This is a genomic window from uncultured Flavobacterium sp., assembly GCF_963975005.1.
Lineage (GTDB): Bacteria > Bacteroidota > Bacteroidia > Flavobacteriales > Flavobacteriaceae > Flavobacterium.
On the sequence record NZ_CAXBFR010000006.1, the window covers coordinates 26,809 to 45,165 of the forward strand.

The 18,357-nt window shown below is 30.4% G+C and carries 13 protein-coding genes; 8 read left to right on the forward strand and 5 right to left on the reverse strand.

Translation table 11 applies throughout. From position 1 onward, the window contains the following. Window positions 1-387: 387 nt before the first annotated feature. Entirely contained in the window at window positions 388-2,577 is a 2,190-nt protein-coding gene (locus AACZ53_RS01565; RefSeq protein ID WP_339833958.1) for a glutamine synthetase III, read from the reverse strand. 176 nt (window positions 2,578-2,753) lie between these two features. On the opposite strand from AACZ53_RS01565, the gene AACZ53_RS01570 reads away from it, so the two are divergent. Continuing rightward, complete coding sequence (locus AACZ53_RS01570) at window positions 2,754-3,701, forward strand: TerC family protein (protein ID WP_339833960.1); 948 nt, start codon at window positions 2,754-2,756, stop codon at window positions 3,699-3,701. Window positions 3,702-3,776: 75 nt separating this feature from the next. Here AACZ53_RS01570 and AACZ53_RS01575 read toward each other — a convergent pair whose 3' ends face one another. Then, entirely contained in the window at window positions 3,777-4,292 is a 516-nt protein-coding gene (locus AACZ53_RS01575; protein WP_026716104.1) for a hypothetical protein, read from the reverse strand. A 90-nt stretch (window positions 4,293-4,382) separates the two neighbouring features. Between AACZ53_RS01575 and AACZ53_RS01580 the strand changes: the two genes are divergently transcribed. The 5 genes from AACZ53_RS01580 (at window position 4,383) to AACZ53_RS01600 (ending at window position 9,859) form a co-directional block, all read left to right on the forward strand. Further along, window positions 4,383-4,961 (forward strand): DUF1543 domain-containing protein, encoded by a 579-nt coding sequence (locus AACZ53_RS01580; protein ID WP_339833967.1) that lies wholly within the window; start codon window positions 4,383-4,385, stop codon window positions 4,959-4,961. A gap of 2 nt (window positions 4,962-4,963) precedes the next feature. Then, the gene (locus AACZ53_RS01585) at window positions 4,964-5,107 is read left to right on the forward strand and encodes a hypothetical protein (RefSeq protein ID WP_157496475.1); all 144 of its coding nucleotides are present in this window, start codon (window positions 4,964-4,966) and stop codon (window positions 5,105-5,107) included. A gap of 140 nt (window positions 5,108-5,247) precedes the next feature. Beyond that, window positions 5,248-8,799: a choice-of-anchor I family protein gene (locus tag AACZ53_RS01590; RefSeq protein WP_339833975.1), complete on the forward strand. Its 3,552-nt coding sequence runs from the start codon at window positions 5,248-5,250 to the stop codon at window positions 8,797-8,799. Window positions 8,800-8,956: 157 nt separating this feature from the next. Beyond that, window positions 8,957-9,175: a hypothetical protein gene (locus AACZ53_RS01595; RefSeq protein ID WP_339833978.1), complete on the forward strand. Its 219-nt coding sequence runs from the start codon at window positions 8,957-8,959 to the stop codon at window positions 9,173-9,175. 138 nt (window positions 9,176-9,313) lie between these two features. Continuing rightward, window positions 9,314-9,859 carry a type 1 glutamine amidotransferase domain-containing protein gene (locus AACZ53_RS01600; RefSeq protein WP_339833980.1) on the forward strand — a complete coding sequence of 182 codons (546 nt, stop codon included), beginning with the start codon at window positions 9,314-9,316 and terminating at the stop codon, window positions 9,857-9,859. A gap of 74 nt (window positions 9,860-9,933) precedes the next feature. On the opposite strand, the gene AACZ53_RS01605 is transcribed toward AACZ53_RS01600, so the two are convergent. Beyond that, window positions 9,934-13,359, reverse strand: coding sequence for a methylmalonyl-CoA mutase family protein (locus AACZ53_RS01605; protein ID WP_339833982.1), 3,426 nt, complete (start codon window positions 13,357-13,359; stop codon window positions 9,934-9,936). Between the two features lie 194 nt (window positions 13,360-13,553). Here AACZ53_RS01605 and AACZ53_RS01610 point away from each other — a divergent pair, with 194 nt between their 5' ends. Beyond that, window positions 13,554-15,233 (forward strand): OmpA family protein, encoded by a 1,680-nt coding sequence (locus AACZ53_RS01610; protein WP_339833985.1) that lies wholly within the window; start codon window positions 13,554-13,556, stop codon window positions 15,231-15,233. Window positions 15,234-15,383: 150 nt separating this feature from the next. On the opposite strand, the gene AACZ53_RS01615 is transcribed toward AACZ53_RS01610, so the two are convergent. Then, window positions 15,384-16,499 (reverse strand): TlpA disulfide reductase family protein, encoded by a 1,116-nt coding sequence (locus AACZ53_RS01615; protein WP_339833988.1) that lies wholly within the window; start codon window positions 16,497-16,499, stop codon window positions 15,384-15,386. 13 nt (window positions 16,500-16,512) lie between these two features. Here AACZ53_RS01615 and AACZ53_RS01620 point away from each other — a divergent pair, with 13 nt between their 5' ends. Next, a complete protein-coding gene (locus AACZ53_RS01620; protein WP_339833991.1) occupies window positions 16,513-17,265 on the forward strand; it encodes a DUF4197 domain-containing protein in 753 nt (250 codons plus the stop codon). Between the two features lie 166 nt (window positions 17,266-17,431). On the opposite strand, the gene AACZ53_RS01625 is transcribed toward AACZ53_RS01620, so the two are convergent. Further along, window positions 17,432-18,214 carry an alpha/beta hydrolase gene (locus AACZ53_RS01625; protein ID WP_339833994.1) on the reverse strand — a complete coding sequence of 261 codons (783 nt, stop codon included), beginning with the start codon at window positions 18,212-18,214 and terminating at the stop codon, window positions 17,432-17,434. Between the last annotated feature and the right edge of the window lie 143 nt (window positions 18,215-18,357).

An 18,357-nucleotide genomic window follows, 5' to 3' on the forward strand; every position in this document is an offset into this window, starting at 1 on the left:
GGGGCTGAAAAAACTTTTAAAATTTAAAAGAATTATTTTTCTTAAATAAAAAACATCTTGTGCTTGCAGGGATACACAATTACATAATTATACAAAAGTATAATTTTTAGTATGCTCTACTATTATAAAATAGTTTAGGTTAGAAGCATAACTTTCGCTCATTGAGTTCAAATGTAAAATAATTTTTTAAACCGCCAAATTTATTTTACTTAAAACCCTAAAATTTTCGACGAAACAAGTAAAACAATCGTTAAAATGTTGATTTTTTAGCAATAAGAGCTATTCCTAAATATTAAATATTTAAAATATTAATCAAAAATAAGGCTTATATGCAAAAAAGGGCTTACTCAATTAAGAATAAACCCTTTTTTTGAAATCTGTAAAGAATTATTTTGAAAACAACAATTCTCTGTATTTAGTTAAAGTCCACATTTCATCATCTACCATTAACTCTAATTTATCAGCATGTTCTCTAATAACTTCAAAGTAAGGTTTAACTTTATTGCAATAAGCAGCAGCCATTTTTTCCATATCAGTTAAATTGTTTGCTTCCTTACGCTCATCAATCATTTTTTCAACATTTATATTAATTCCTTCAATGTGTCCAGAAATTTCCTTAATCATTGAAATTTGTTCTTTGGCTACTTTTTCATACTCTTTTCCGAAAATTTCTTTTAAACCTCTAACATTTTCTATTAAAGTATTTTGGTATTTAATAGCTGTAGGAATTACATGATTACGAGCAATATCGCCTAAAACTCTACCTTCAATTTGAATTTTCTTAGTATATTCTTCTAATTCAATTTCGTAACGTGATTCAACCTCAACATGATTCATTATGTTTAATCCTTCAAATAAATCCATTGCTTTTTTAGAAACTTTAGCTTTTAATGCTTCTGGTGTTGTTTTATGATTGCTTAATCCACGTTTTTTTGCTTCAATTTCCCAAGCCTCACTATAACCATCACCTTCAAAAAGGATTTTTTTAGTACCTTTAATATATTCTCTCAACACATTAAAAATAGCTTCGTCTTTCTTTAAATCTTTTTTCTTGATTAAAGAATCAACTTCTTTTTTGAAATCCATTAATTGTCTTGCTACCATTGCATTCAATGTAGTCATCGAAGTAGCACAGTTTGCAGTTGAACCAACGGCTCTAAATTCAAATTTATTTCCTGTAAAAGCAAATGGTGATGTTCTGTTTCTGTCTGTATTATCTAACAATACATCTGGAATTTTACCAACTACATTCAATTTTAAATCTGTTTTTTCTTCTGGTGATAATTTCCCATTAGTTACACCCTCTAATTCTGCTAAAACCTTTGTTAACTGAGCACCGATAAAAACCGAAATAATTGCTGGTGGTGCTTCATTAGCTCCTAATCTATGATCATTACTTGCAGAAGCAATTGCAGCTCTTAATAATTCTTCATAATCATGAACTGCCTTAATTGTGTTAATAAAGAAAGTCAGGAACTGAAGATTACTCATTGGAGTTTTTCCTGGAGCTAATAAATTAATTCCAGTATCAGTTGCTAAAGACCAGTTATTGTGTTTCCCTGATCCATTAACTCCTTTGTATGGTTTTTCATGAAATAACACTTTATATTCATGACGTTCTGCAACTTTTTGCATTACATCCATTAATAATGAATTATGATCCACCGCTAAGTTAGTTTCTTCAAAAATTGGAGCTAATTCAAACTGACTTGGAGCTACTTCATTATGTCTAGTTTTAACTGGAATTCCTAACAGCATACATTCGTTTTCTAAATCTCTCATATAATTTAATACACGAGTTGGAATTGAACCGAAATAATGATCATCTAATTGTTGTCCTTTTGCTGCAGTGTGACCTAATAAGGTTCTACCTGTCGCCATAATATCAGGACGTGAATTAGCCAATGCTCTATCAACAAGGAAATATTCTTGTTCCCAACCTAAAGTTGGTGTTACTTTTTTAACGTTTTTATCGAAATACTTTGCTACTTCTGTCGCAGCATCATCAATTGCATTTAATGCTCTTAATAATGGGGCTTTGTTATCTAACGATTCTCCTGTGTAAGCAACGAAAACTGTTGGTACACAAAGTGTAGTTCCATAAATAAATGCTGGTGATGTTGGATCCCAAGCTGTATAACCTCTTGCTTCAAATGTGTTTCTAATTCCTCCATTTGGAAAAGAAGATGCATCTGGTTCTTGTTGCACCAATTGATCTCCTCCAAATTTTTCAACAGGATCACTACCATCAAAAGATGTTTCGAAGAACGCGTCATGTTTTTCAGCAGTTCCACCTGTTAAGGGTTGAAACCAATGTGTATAATGAGTAACTCCTTTAGAAAGCGCCCATTCTTTCATCCCTAATGCAATATAATCTGCTAACTTTCTGTCAATCTTTGTTCCGTGTTGAACAGCACTTTTTACAGCTTTATAACCCTCAGAAGTTAAAAACTGACGCATAGTTTTATCATTAAAAACATTGCTTCCAAAAATGACTGATTTTTTATCTAATTCTTCTACATTTACTGGTGTTCTTGAATTAGCTTTCTCAAGTGCTCTAAAACGAATTGTTGACATAATTATTTAAAATTTAAGTTATACCCTGTTATTTTAATGCAAATATAAGCAAAAAATCAAATAAAAATATTTTTGCCCCTAAAATTTTAGGGTTAAATTAAAATGGTAATAAAATATTGATAATTCAATAATAAAGAAGTAATCCACTATATTTGTACCTTAAATAGGTAGAAATTATGATAGTTTGGATTATTTTTATTGCTTCAATAATATTTTTCTTGGCCTTAGACTTAGGTATTTTTAATAAAACACCACATATAATAAGCTCTAAAGAAGCTGGAATATGGACAGCAATTTGGGTAACCTTATCCTTTTTATTTTCAGGTGTTATTTACTGGATTTACTCTAATGGTTTTATTGATAACCCTTCTAATATAACACCCACATTAGCTTCCATGAAGTTTATTACGGGTTATTTAATTGAACTTTCTTTAAGTGTAGATAATATATTTGTTATTGCTGTAATCTTTTCATCGTTTAAAATCCCACAAAAATATCAACATAGAGTTTTGTTTTGGGGAATTCTTGGCGCAATAATTTTTAGAGGCTTAATGATATACTTTGGTGTAATGCTAATCAATAAATTCAGTTGGATGGTTTATGTTTTTGGTGTATTTTTAATTTTTACAGCAGCAAAAATGTTATTTAAAAAAGAAGATGAAGAAGTTTTTAATCCTAAAAAATCTTTTGTTTTTAAAGGTCTGAGAAAAGTTATGCCAATTACCATGCACATGGAAGGAGAACATTTTTTTGTAAGAAAACGTAAAATTTTATTCGCTACCCCTTTATTTGTTGCGCTTATTGTAATTGAATTAATGGATGTTCTTTTTGCTATGGATAGTGTTCCTGCAATTTTAGCCATTACTTCAGATGGCTTTTTAGTTTTTAGTTCTAATATTTTTGCAATTTTAGGCTTACGCTCAATGTATTTCTTTTTAGCTAATATGTTAGAAAAATTCAGTTATCTTGAATATAGTTTAATTGCTATTCTAACTTTTGTGGGAATAAAAATGCTAGCTCATGATTATATTGAATTACCTGAATGGGCTTCCTTAGGTTTTATTGCCTTTTCATTATTAGCAGGAATAGCTTATTCATTATACAGAGATAAACATGAAAAATAAAAAAGAGGCTACTTTTCAGCAACCTCTTTTAAAAACAAACTAATCTAACCAAACTAACAAACTATTTTTAATATTTTAATCTAACTTTTTAATTTTTGATTCTTTATAACCTAACATTTCTATTGTAGCATTGTAATCTGAGTAATCAACTTTATTTGCCATTTTAAATGAACCTGGAACTACAACCAATCTAAAGGTTTGATTTTGTGTCCAAGCAGTTGAAAAACTACCTAAGTTAGCATTTGAATCTAAAAAAAGATTAACATCATATCTTGTAAAATCATAATTGTAATCTAATTCTACTCCGCCATCGAAATAATAGGTTTGAGGCATTATTCTCCAAACATCAGATCCATTAACAACATCATATAAATGGTAAACTAAAACTGTATCTGAATTATATATAGCTGGATTAAATGTGACCAACTTACTAAAATCATTATTTGGTCCAAAAGAAGTAGTTACTTCAAAAACTTCACTTACGTAAGTGTTATTTATTTGCTGAACTTGTGCTGGTGGTGTATCATTAACGGTACAACTGTTTAGTGTTATCATTCCGATAAAAGCTAAAATAAGAGTAATTTTTTTCATGATATTTATTTTTAATTGATTAACGATGTTAATACTTATTCAATTGCCGTGCCAAACTTTTTATTTAACAAAAATTTGTACTTTTGAAAAATGAAAGAAAAGAATCATTTATATATGATAATGTTGGGCTGCAGACCTAAAGGAAGGGTAACGGAACAACACGATATTTTTTTCGGAATAGGAAACTCATTAACTGAATTAATTCCGAATATGAAACAATTTTGGCCCGAAGCCAAAGGTCGAATTCACATTGATGCTTGGCAAAAAGTCACTTGTATTGATGGGTTTTCTATAGAAGTAGTAGAACGAAATCAATCTATTGAAAGTATAGAAAAATTATTTTTTGTAAATTTAGGTGGTTATAAAGAAAATGAATTTGAAGAATATCATTACAAAGTATTGACCGTTGCAAAAAGCAAAGTTTCGGCCATTAAAAACAGTAAAAAAACAACTTTTTTTAAACATTGTGGATTTGAAGGCACTGGAGCATCACATATTGATGACAAGTTTGGAATTGACGTTGATGATATTTACAGAATTAATGATATCTTATCAGAAGAATTCAAATCAAAGTTTCAATTAAAAATCACAAAAACTGCTATTGAAGTAGAAGACCAAAAACATATTGGATATTTAAAACTTGACAAAAAAAACACCTTAAATTTATAATTATGGGAAGAAATACAGAAAAGAACATCAAAAAACACAACGATAAATTACACAAAGAACAAGACAAAGCAAAAGCTAAAAAAGTGGCTCGTGCTGAAAAATTAAAAGCTATTGTTCGTAAATTTAATGAAGAGAAGAATAGTTAGTCCCAATTTTACAATTCCTTTACTTCTTAATTTTTAAGACACATTTTAATAATGTTAAAAAAATAAATTGATGATTTTGAGGTAACCCTTTCAACCTCATTTATAAGGTAAGTTTGTACAAACAACAATAAACTTATCTTATGAAAATTAAATTTACTTTACTTTTATGTTTACTAACCTACTTTGTACAAGCTCAGTTAACCACAACTGGAGACATCGCATTTGTTGGGTTTAATGCAGATGGCGACGATGATATCGCATTTGTGACTTTTAAAGAGATTCCAGTTAATTCTACTATCATTTTTTGTGATTCTGAATGGAATGGAACAAGTTTTGGTACTGACGAAGGAGATTTTACATGGTCTTCTGGCACTACAATTATTCCAGCAGGAACTATTATTTCAATTAACAATATAAGCGCAACTATTACTCCATCAATTGGAAGTATTACTGTTAATAACGCTGGTGGACTTTCTAGTTCAAGTGATGCTATGTTTGCTTTTTTAGGCACTTCTCCAAGAACTGTTTCAACAATGCTTGCTGCAATTTCCAATTCTTCAACAGGTTTTGGAGATTTGACAAATTCGGGTTTAACTTTAGGAACTACTGCTATTACTTTACCCGAAGGAGCTGATATGGCAAATTATAACGGTATTAGAACTGGTTTAGATGCTAACGGATATTTATCTCAGTTAAACAATCTAGCTAATTGGCAAACAGAAGACACTTCTGCTGACGATCACAACAATGGTACAACTCCAGATTTACCATTTAATGCAACTCAATTTGTGATTTCTGCAAACGATACTTCTGCTCCAACAGTTGCTATTGTAAATGTATTGACTCAAAACTCAGTTGAAATTATTTTTTCTGAAAGTTTAAATCAAGCTACAGCTGAAACTATTGCAAATTATGTTTTTGCTTCAAGCTTAACGATTTCGAGTGCTGTTTACAATGCTACATTGAATTCTGTCACATTAACTCATATAGGTTTTACCGCTGGAAGTGCTTATCAATTAACAGTAAGTAATATTCAAGATACTGCAAACAATACTTTGTCACCTGCCTACGTTAGTCCAAATTTGTATTATAATGCTTTAACTTCGGGATTACTTATTTCTGAAATCATGTATAATGCTCCTTCTGCAAATTCAAATCAATTAGAATTTATTGAAATTTACAATAATTCAAATACAACTATTGCTTTAGGCGGAATTAAAGTCAAAGACGAGAGCAACTTTACTTTCGAATTTGAAGAATTAAACCTTGCTGCCAATGGTATTGTTTTACTTGCAACTGACAAAACAAGTGCAGATGCTTTTTATGGGGCTTCCTTTATTGATTTGCCTCAAGGAATTAGTAATGCTTTAGGAAATGGAGGTGAAAATCTTCAAATTTTAAATTCAACAGGGGTAATTATTAGTCAAGTTAATTATGATGATGCAACTCCTTGGCCATTATCACCTGATGGAAATGGTCCTTCTTTAGAATTATTAAATCCAAATGGTAATTTAAATGACGGAACAAATTGGGCACCAGCAACAAATTTAGTTGGACAATCAATTGGTTTAGATGTATTTGCTTCACCTGGAACTTTCAATCCTATTATTACTTCAAATTTATCTTTTGCTACTGAAACTACTATTGTAAATGAAAATGATGGAACTGCTTCAATTACAATTAATCTTTCAAATGCTTCCACTTCAGTCGTAACTGTTGATGTTGCAATTCTTTTAAATTCAGGAACAGCCACAAACGGAACAGAATATGTTTATACGAATGAAACCGTAACTTTTCCAGCTAATTCAACTTCACAAGTTATTTCAATTACTTTAAATAATGATGCAGTTGCAAATGGAGATACATATTTTGCTTTAAAGCTTTTAAATCCAACTGGAGCTAATCTTAGTGGAATTTCTCAAAGCTTACTTTATATTTTAGATGATGAAACTGATGCTCCAACAGCTTCAAATGCATTAAACATTAACTATTTATCAAGTTATTTAGTGGACGCAACTGGTTCGGCTGAAATTGTAGCTCATGATCCAACAACGCAACGTTTGTTTGTAATGAATTCAACCGCAGCTAAAATTGAAGTATTAAATTTTTCAAATCCATCAGCAATAACTCCAATCCAATCAATAGATTTATCTTCATACGGAATAGGAGGAACAAGTATTACTGTTAAAAATGGCATTGTTGCTGCAACAATTGAAGGAGCTAATTTTGGTAATGGAAAAGTAGTTTTCATGGATACAAATGGAACAATTGGTTCAATCGTTGAAGTAGGCGTACTACCAGATATGATTACATTTACTCCAGATGGCACAAAAGTATTAACAGCTAACGAAGGACAACCAAATGATGATTACACAATTGATCCAGAAGGAAGTATTTCAATCATAAATGTCACTGGTGGATTTAACAATGTTCAACAATCGGATGTAACAAATTTAAACTTTAATGCTTTTGATAGTCAATTAGCAACTTTAAGAGCTAGTGGTGTTCGTATTTTTGGAGTTAACGCAACAGTTTCTAAAGATGTTGAACCAGAATATATCACCATAGCAGATGATGGATTAACAGCTTGGGTTTCTCTACAAGAAAACAATGCAATTGCTACTATTAATTTAGTTACAAATCAAATTACAGCTATTAGTCCATTAGGATTAAAAGATCATAATCTTTCAGGAAACACACTAGATAGTTCTGATCAATTTGGAGCAATATTTATGGGAAATTGGCCTATTAAAGGAATGTATATGCCCGATGCAATAGCTCATTACACAGTTGCTGGAACAACTTATTTAGTTACTGCTAATGAGGGTGATGCAAGAGATTACAACGGTTTATCAGAAGAAGTTCGAGTTGGTAGCAGTTCATATATTTTAGATCCAACCGTTTTCCCTAATGCTGATATCCTTAAAATGAATTCTAATCTAGGAAGATTAACAGTTACTAATGCAACTGGTGATACTGATAATGATGGTGATTTTGATGAAATTCATGTTTTTGGAGCACGTTCTTTTAGTATTTGGAATACAACTACAGGACAAATAGTTTATGACAGTGGTGATGAATTTGAAAAAATTACTGCAAATGATCCTACTTATGGAGCCTTATTCAATGTAAGTAACGACAACAATAATTTAAAAAACAGAAGTGACAATAAAGGTCCAGAACCAGAAGGAATTACTGTGGCAACAATTAATGGTGCTACTTATGCATTCATTACTTTAGAAAGAACTGGTGGATTAATGACTTACGATATTACAAACCCATTAGCTCCAACTTTTGTTTCCTATAAAAACAACAGAACTATAGCAACAGTTGGTGGAGATTTAGCTCCAGAAGGAATAATTTATATTGCTCCAGCTGTCAGTCCTCTTGCAAAAGGTTTGGTAGTAATGGCGAATGAAGTAAGTGCCACAATTAGTGTTTATGAAATTACAAATGATGTTTTAACAAATGAAAATTTTACTACTTCATCAAATGCGTTTGTAGTTTATCCAAATCCAGTTAAAGATGGAATAGTTTATTTTAACAGAGAAGTTTCAGTAAGTCTTTTCGATATTTCAGGAAGAAAAATTACGGAACAAGAAAATATATCAAGTTTAGAAATGAATTACCCAAAAGGAATTTATCTTCTTAAAACTAAAGATGGTTTGGTTGAAAAAATCATTGTTAAATAAGTTGTTATTAATTCTGATTAACCTAAAAGGTCTTTCGAAAGAAAGGCCTTTTTTTTATGTATGGTAATTCTGTAAACAATACAAAATACTTTATAATTCGTGAAAATAAATTTGTAAATAAATTTACACTAATTATAAATCTAAAAAACTAAACCCTATGAAAATCGGAAAAATAATCGGAGCAGTCTTAATACTTGGAGCAATTTATATTGGATATTTAGGTATTAATAAGGTATCAAACAGTAGCGCAGAAGTTGAAGTCTTAGGATTAGAAATTGATGCCTCAAATGATTCAGGAAAAGAGCGAGGATTTCTTTATATAGGATTAGCAATAGTCCTTTTTGGTGGTGGAATTTATTCACTCAACAAGAAGTAAGAAATCATCTTAGCTATTTATTTATAACAAACCTTACTATTCTGTAACAATTTACTAAAATAGTATAAGAAGAAAATCGATTTTTATCCTTAGTTTATTATCAAAATAATTATTAATAATCTTTAAAAACAAAATACTATGAAAAAGAGAATAGCAATTTTAGCTACCAATGGATTTGAAGAAGTAGAATTAAGCTCACCAAAAGAAGCTTTAGAAAAAGAAGGTTGGATAACAGAAATTATCAGTCCAGAATCAAACAGTATAAAAGCATGGGCTTCTACTGACTGGGGGAAATCATATCCTGTAGACAAAAATATAGCTGATGCAAATCCTGCGGATTATAATGCTTTACTATTACCAGGTGGTGTAATCAATCCCGATAGTTTAAGAACTAACGAAAATGCCTTGAAGTTTGTAAGAGCATTTTTTGAAGCAGGAAAACCTGTCGCATCAATTTGCCACGGACCACAAACCTTAATTAATGCAAAAGTAGTTGAAGGTAGAAAAATGACCTCATACCCATCTATTAAAGTAGATTTAATAAATGCAGGAGCAGAATGGTTTGACCAAAAAGTTGTTGTAGACAAAGGATTAATTACTAGTAGAAATCCAGACGATTTACCTGCTTTCAATCGAAAAATGATTGAAGAAATTAAAGAAGGTATACACGAACCAGCGCTATAAATAACTATTAAATATAAAAAAGGTCAAACATTAATTTGTTTGACCTTTTTTCTGTTATCAAGAAAGATATTTTCTTACATATTGCGTCTATATTGACCACCAACTTCAAACAATCCATTTGTGATTTGTCCTAATGAACAAACTTTAGTAGCTTCCATCAATAACTCAAATAAGTTTTCGTTTTTGATGGCTGCATCTTGTAATTTAGTTAATTGTTCTTCTACCCTATCTTCATAAGTTATATGCAATTGTTTTAACATATTAATTTGATATTGTTTTTCCTCTTCTGTAGCACGAATAACCTCAGCCGGAATAACAGTTGGAGAACCTTTTGAACTCAAGAATGTATTCACACCAATAATTGGGAATTCACCCGTATGCTTCAACATTTCATAATGCATAGATTCTTCTTGAATTTTACTTCTTTGGTACATAGTTTCCATGGCACCTAAAACGCCACCTCTTTCTGTAATTCTGTCAAATTCAGTTAAAACAGCATCTTCCACTAAATCCGTTAATTCTTCAATAATGAACGAACCTTGAATTGGATTTTCATTTTTCGCTAAACCTAACTCTTTATTAATTATCAACTGAATGGCCATAGCTCTTCGCACTGATTCTTCTGTTGGAGTCGTAATTGCCTCATCATAAGCATTTGTATGTAATGAGTTACAGTTATCGTAAATCGCATACAAAGCTTGTAAAGTTGTACGAATATCATTGAAATCAATTTCTTGTGCGTGTAAGGAACGTCCAGAAGTTTGAATGTGATATTTCAACATTTGTGCTCTTTCGTTTGCACCATATTTAGCTTTCAAAGCTTTTGCCCAAATTTTTCTAGCTACACGACCAATTACAGCATATTCTGGATCAACTCCGTTTGAGAAGAAGAATGATAAATTAGGTCCAAAATCGTTAATGTTCATTCCACGACTTAAATAATATTCCACATAAGTAAAACCATTAGAAAGTGTGAAAGCTAATTGTGTGATAGGATTCGCTCCAGCTTCAGCAATATGATATCCTGAAATTGAGACCGAATAAAAATTACGAACGTTTTCTTTGATGAAATATTCTTGCACATCACCCATTAAACGTAAGGCAAATTCTGTTGAAAAAATACAAGTATTTTGTGCTTGATCTTCTTTCAAAATATCAGCCTGAACTGTTCCGCGAACCTGAGATAACGTTTTTACTTTGATATCATTATATATATCTAAAGACAAAACTTGATCACCAGTTACTCCTAAAAGCATTAAACCTAAACCATTATTACTTTCTGGTAAATTTCCTTGGTATTTTGGTCTTTTTGTTCCTTTAGCTTTATAAATCGCTTCAATTTTAGCTTCCGTTTCTTTTTCTAAACCATTTTCAATAATGTATTTTTCACAGTTTTGATCAATGGCTGCATTCATAAAGAAACCTAACAACATGGGTGCTGGTCCATTAATTGTCATTGAAACTGAAGTTAAAGCATGACTCAAATCGAAACCTGAATATAATTTTTTTGCATCATCTAAACAACAGATTGAAACTCCAGCATTTCCGATTTTTCCATAAATATCTGGACGCAAATCTGGGTCATTTCCATATAATGTTACACTATCACAAGCTGTTGACAAACGTTTTGCTGGCATTCCTTGACTAACATAATGAAAACGCTTGTTAGTTCTTTCTGGTCCACCTTCACCAGCAAACATTCTACTTGGATCTTCTCCTTCACGTTTAAATGGATATAATCCAGATGCAAAAGGAAATTCTCCAGGCACATTTTCTTGTAAATTCCATTTTAAGATATCGCCCCAAGCTTGGTATTTTGGTAACGATATTTTTGGAATTTGAGAATGCGATAACGATTCCGTATGCGTTGCAATTTTGATTTCTTTATCACGAACTTTAAACGTGTAAAAAGGGTTTTTATATTTCTGAACTTTTTCATCCCAAGTAAGAATTACTTCCCAATTGTAAGCATCTAAGTCCATTTTAATTTTGTCAAATTGTTGTGTTAACAATTCTAAAAAGACTTTGTTCTCCTCTGTTCTATTTAACGAATCATCTATTATTCCACTTTTATCAATTTGAGGAAGATTTCCGTTTACCGATTCAATGGTTTTAAAAATTCCGTATAATTTTTGAGCTACTTCAAATTGTGTTAAAGCCGTTTCATCATATTTTCTATTACTTTCTGCAATCTCAGATAAATAACGTGTTCTGTGTGGTGGAATTACATAAATTTTCTCACTCATTTCGCGTGTGATTTCGAAAGTCGATTTTAAATCAACACCTGTTTTCTCTACCATTTTATCCATGATAGATTTATATAAAGTGTTCATTCCAGGATCGTTGAATTGTGATGCAATAGTTCCAAAAACAGGCATTTCATCCGGATTTACATCCCAAAGATTATGATTGCGTTGGTATTGTTTTTTAACATCGCGAATAGCATCTAAAGCTCCACGTTTGTCAAATTTATTTAAAGCTACTAAATCAGCAAAATCCAACATATCGATTTTTTCTAATTGCGTTGCAGCTCCAAATTCTGGTGTCATTACATATAAAGATACATCAGAATGTTCGATGATCTCAGTATCTGACTGACCAATTCCAGAAGTTTCTAGAATAATTAAATCATATTTTGCTGCTTTTAATACTTGGATAGCTTCATTTACATATTTGGACAAAGCTAAATTAGATTGACGAGTTGCTAAAGAACGCATGTAAACTCTAGGGTTGTTGATAGCATTCATACGAATTCTATCTCCTAATAAAGCCCCACCGGTTTTTCTTTTGGATGGATCGACTGAAATTAATCCGATAGTTTTTTCTGGAAAGTCGATTAAAAATCTACGAACCAATTCATCTACTAAAGAAGATTTTCCTGCACCACCTGTTCCTGTAATTCCTAAAACTGGTGTTTTTGAAGTTTCATTCTTTTTATGAATAGCATCCATAGTTTCTTTTGCAATTTCAGGAAAGTTTTCTGCTGCTGAAATTACACGTGCAATAGCTGTCGGCAATTTTTCTTCTAAATGATTTATTTCACCATTTAATTTATCCCCAATTGGATAATCAGAACGCTTTACTAAGTCGTTAATCATTCCTTGTAATCCCATAGCACGACCATCATCAGGAGAATATATTTTCTCCACTCCATAGGCTTCTAATTCTTTAATTTCTGTCGGAAGAATAACTCCTCCTCCTCCTGCAAATATTTTAATATGACCAGCACCTTTTTCTTGAAGTAAATCGTGCATGTATTTTAAATATTCTGTATGACCTCCTTGATAAGATGTCATTGCAATAGCATTTGCATCTTCTTGAATTGCTGTATTTACTACTTCATCAACACTTCTATCATGTCCGAGATGAATTACTTCACAACCTGTTGATTGGATAATTCTTCTCATAATATTAATTGCGGCATCATGACCATCAAAAAGTGAGGCAGCTGTAACAATTCTTACTTTATTAATAGGAGTATAAGGTAACTGTGGTTCCATTTTAAATAATTATCAATTTTTAATGGTGCAATTTACGAATTAAATAATTCAAACAATAACAATTAAAATAAAGATAATTATGTATTTAATCGAATAAAAGTTGATTTCATCTAAAAATTTTACAACGAGAGTTTTCTTATTTGTTAAAATTTTACTAAAAATCTAATTTTGAGCCAATTAAAAATCAAAACAAAATGAAAAAAATTACATTGATTACAACGTTAATTACGTTATTGTCATTTGGAGTTAAGGCTCAGGAACTTCCTGCTAACCCAACTCCTGGTAAATGTTACATTAAATGTATTACTAAAGACGAGTTCAAAGAAGTTACGGAAACAATACAAGTTTCACCTGCTTACAAAAAATTAACAGTAGTACCTGCAACTTACAAAACAATTGAAGAAAAAGTGTTAGTTAAAGAAGCTGGTTCAAGAACGGTAACTTCGGCTGCAACTTACAAAACTGTTGAAGACAAAATATTAGTTAAAGAAGCGACTAAGAAAATGGTTGAAGTTCCTACAACTTACAAAACTGTTGAAGACAAGATGTTAGTAAAAGAAGCTTCAAAAAAATTAGTTACAATTCCAGCTGTGTATAAAACAGTTGAGGAAAAAATTGTTGCTAAAGAAGCTACAAAAAAATTAGTTTTTGTTCCTGCAACGTACAAAACAGAAGAAGAAAAAATTATGGCAAAAGAAGCTATGAAAGTTATGACTTCTGTACCTCAGTCCTATTCTACTGTTAATGTTCCTTATATTTCTAAAGCGGCTTCAAGTACATTAGAAGTAATTCCTGCTACTTTTTCAAAAGATGCTAAAACTTTTGTAACAAAAGAAAAAACAGGAAAATGGGAATACACAATTTTAGCGGATTGTCCTTCTGTAAATAAAGAAGACTGTATGACAATGTGTTTTGTTGAAACTCCAGAAGAAACAGAAACTGTTCCTTTTACTAAATTAGATAGTGACGCTACAACTAAAACAATCGATTGTAACGATCCAAGAGGAAAAGATTATTGCGAAACTTCAGCAACATACAAAAAACAAGTAATTGAAAATGTTGCTAAAGTAAATACAGCTGAAGTTCCTGCTGTTTATAGTATGGTAAAAAGACAAGTTATTGCTACTCCAGCAAGATATGAAGAAGTTGAAGTTCCTGCTCTATATGCAGTTGTTAAAAAACAAGTTATTGTTACTCCGGCAAAAGTTGAAGAAACTGTAATTCCTGCTGAATATGCAATGGTTAAAAGACAAGTTGTTGATGTTCCTGCAAGAATGCAAGAAATTGAAATACCTGCTGAATATGCAATGGTTAAAAGACAAGTTATTGCAACTCCAGCTTCAAGCTCTGTTGTAGAAATTCCAGCTGAATATGCAGTTATCAAAAAACAAGTGGTTGATAATGCAGCTTATACTACTGAAGTAGTTGTTCCTGCTGTTACTAAAACTGTTACTAAGATGGAATTAGTTAAAAAAGGTGGAATTACTGTATGGGAAGAAGTTGACTGTTCTTTAGTTGGAACAAACAATTTATTAAACATTTTATATGAATATAACAGTGCAAAATTAACACCAACATCTACAAAAGATATTGATGAGAATTTATTAAAATTAATGAATGAAAAACCAAACTTAAGAGTTGAGATTATGTCTCATACTGACTCAAGAGGAAATGACGCATACAACATGTCATTATCTCAACAAAGAGCACAATCAGTAGTTAACTATTTAGTTGGTAAAGGAATCTCAAGAGGTAGATTAGTAGCTAAAGGATATGGTGAAACTAGATTGAAAAACAAATGTTCTAACGGAGTTAGTTGTTCAGATGATCAACACCAAGTTAACCGTAGAACTGAATTTAGAATTTTACAATAATAGTAAAACCTAAATAAGATTATACTAAAAGAGGAGTGACATTTTTACTCCTCTTTTTATTTGCATACTATTGAAATCTTGTTACACTCAATTAAATAAAAATTAAATATCATTTAAAAATTAACTCCACAAATAAACTATATAAAAAAGTTATTTCTTTGAAACCTGAATTATCTTAGCTTCATAAGTTGTAGACTTCAATGTTATTCCAAAAGAACTTTCTAACTCTTCACTCATTAAGTTATCATAAAGAAACTGTATATCCCAGTCATATAAAGTATTATTTGTTCCGTTATAAATATAGTTGATATCTTTAATCTTGCTTAATAAACTGCAAAGTGTGAATAAAGACATGTTATCAGCCTGAATTCTATCCGTACCTACTATATAATTAGAAGAACTTCCTTCCCAATCAAATTGATTTGAATCCCAAAGCAAATCATTGTTCTTAATTATTAATTCAGTAGCGTTAATTTTTTTAGTAAATTCTGTTTTTTGCAAGTTGTAAGTTGTAAGTACTATATCAATAATAGTTTGTTTCTTAATATCCCACATTTCTTTTGAACATGTCAATTTTAATCGTTCATCTGCCTTTGCATCAAATTGCAATTCAAAAGGATACTTATTTGATAATACAAAATACAAATTTGATAAACTTCCGAAATAATTCACTTCATCATTTACAATTGTAATTCCGTCAAAACCATCATCTATTTTTTCGAATATAATAGCATTTTCATCTGATAATTTTTCTTTTACATATGCATCTTCTGCTTTAATTTCTATTATAGAAAACAAATCCTCCTCTTTTGTCTTGTTGGGTTGTTTGTCATAATATTGATCTAACTTTCTTTGCGTTAAATCTGCAGGATGACCTTTCCAAAGTAATTTTCCGTTTAAATCTAAAAGCACGGCATAAGGACGAGAAATTATTTCATATTTTGAAAAAGTGTATTTATCATAATCAGAAGTTACCATTAAATCAATTGGTTTTTTTTCTAAATATTTTTTAATTTTTGAAGAATGTTCATCAGACATTGAAATTATAAATATCTTTTCTTTGTTTTGTTTTTGTAGGATTTCTAATTGCTCAGTTGCCGTAACACAAGGTGCACACCAAGTAGCCCAAAAATCAATTAATATTAGTTTTTGTTCTGAAAATGCAGTAATTTTGTTTTCCTCGATAACATCAGCAATAAGTACAGATTGAGCTGATAAATTTTGAAGAAATAAAATTAAAAAAAGTATATGTAAATTTTTCATCATCACATTTTCAATTATGAATACAACAAACATACCAAAATTAAAGCCTTTACAAAAGATTAAAGTTGTTTTACTTTCAACAATATTTTTAACAACTACAGGTTGTGCAGAATTACAACAAGTAGTTGATCAATTACCTCAAGGAACAGTTGGATTAAGCCAATTAGATATAGCAAATGGTTTAAAAGAAGCTTTGGATAATGGAATTGAAAAACAAGTTTCAAAATTAACAGCAACAGATGGATTTTTAAAAAATGAAGCTGTAAAAATATTGTTACCTCAAGAATTGCAAACCGTTGATACTAAATTAAGACAAATTGGACTTTCTAGTTTAGCTGATGAAGGTTTAAAGGTTTTAAACAGAGCGGCTGAAGATGCTGTAAAAGAAGCTACACCAATATTTGTTGATGCTGTTAAAAATATGTCATTTAATGATGCAAAAAATATTTTAATGGGAAATAATACTGCTGCAACTTCATATTTAGAAACCTCAACATCTACCGCTTTGTATTCAAAATTTAATCCGGTAATTAAAAATTCTTTTGCTAAAGTTGGAGCTGATAAAGTTTGGACAAACATTATAACAAAATACAATAGTCTTCCTTTTGTTACTAAAGTAAATCCAGATTTAACAGATTATACAACAAACAAAGCTATGGAAGGTGTCTTTAAAATGATAGCTGTAGAAGAGCAAAATATCAGAACTGACTTTAGTTCAAGAAGTTCTGATTTATTGAAAAAAGTATTTGCTTTACAAGACAAAAAATAGTGTGCTTATTTGTTTCTAAAATTTTAGAAATCAATAACATATAAATAACATACAATTAACATTGGCCAAAAAAATATTTCCGACATTTGTAGTGTTGAAAAACAAATAAGTTTGGTTGAGTTAGTTAGTAAAAAGAAATCGTTAGTCAGAAGCTATCGGTTTTTTTTTATGCCAAATTTTTAAGAAATTGAAGAGAAACTTCGTTGAACTTTTGAGCTTGTTCTATATTAACCACATGACCACAATTTTCAATAACATTTAATTTTGAAGAATTATAGTGGCTTTTAACAACTTCTTTAATAGATGGTAAAAACATATAATCTTCACTTCCCATGACATATAAAGTAGGGATTGAAAGTTCTATTTGCCTGAAATATTTTAGTAAAGGATTAATTTCTGCTGTAAGTTTAAACCATTTTATAAATTCCTTTTGGTATAACTTTTTAGCTTCATTAATAAAAAATAATCGTGACTGTTTGTGATTTGCTTTTGGCATTATTATAAAAGCAAACAACTTATATAAAATCAAATAAGGCAATACATGCTTAAAAATATTTCCAACTTTCATTAATATCTGAGAACGAAAATTCATCTTTAAAATTGCACCACCTAAAATCATACTTTTTACTCTTGTAGGGTGATTTTCAGCTAATTGACGAATTAAAATTGTACCTAACGAAATCCCAACAAAATGAGAAGATTCAATTTTGAGGTGATTAATTACTTCTAAAATATCATCTGCAATTGCATTGAAAGTATATTTTGATGAAGTTACTTTTAAAATACTTTTTGAATCTCCATGTCCTCGTAAGTCCAAAAGTAAAACATTATAATGTTTTTGAAATTCTCTTATTTGTTTAAACCAAATAGACGAACTTCCTCCAGCTCCATGCACAAAGGTTATCCAATCTTGACTTGTTTCGTTTTTATAAATTGTATAGGAAATCAAATTGATTTATTTTGAGGTCAAATGTAGCCTATTAAATGATGAAACAATATTTAATTTATTCTTAAATTTTATTATGTAATTGTTTAAAATAGTCAAAAGATTTTAAAATTCGAGATCCATACCATGAAAACATTTCACCATCA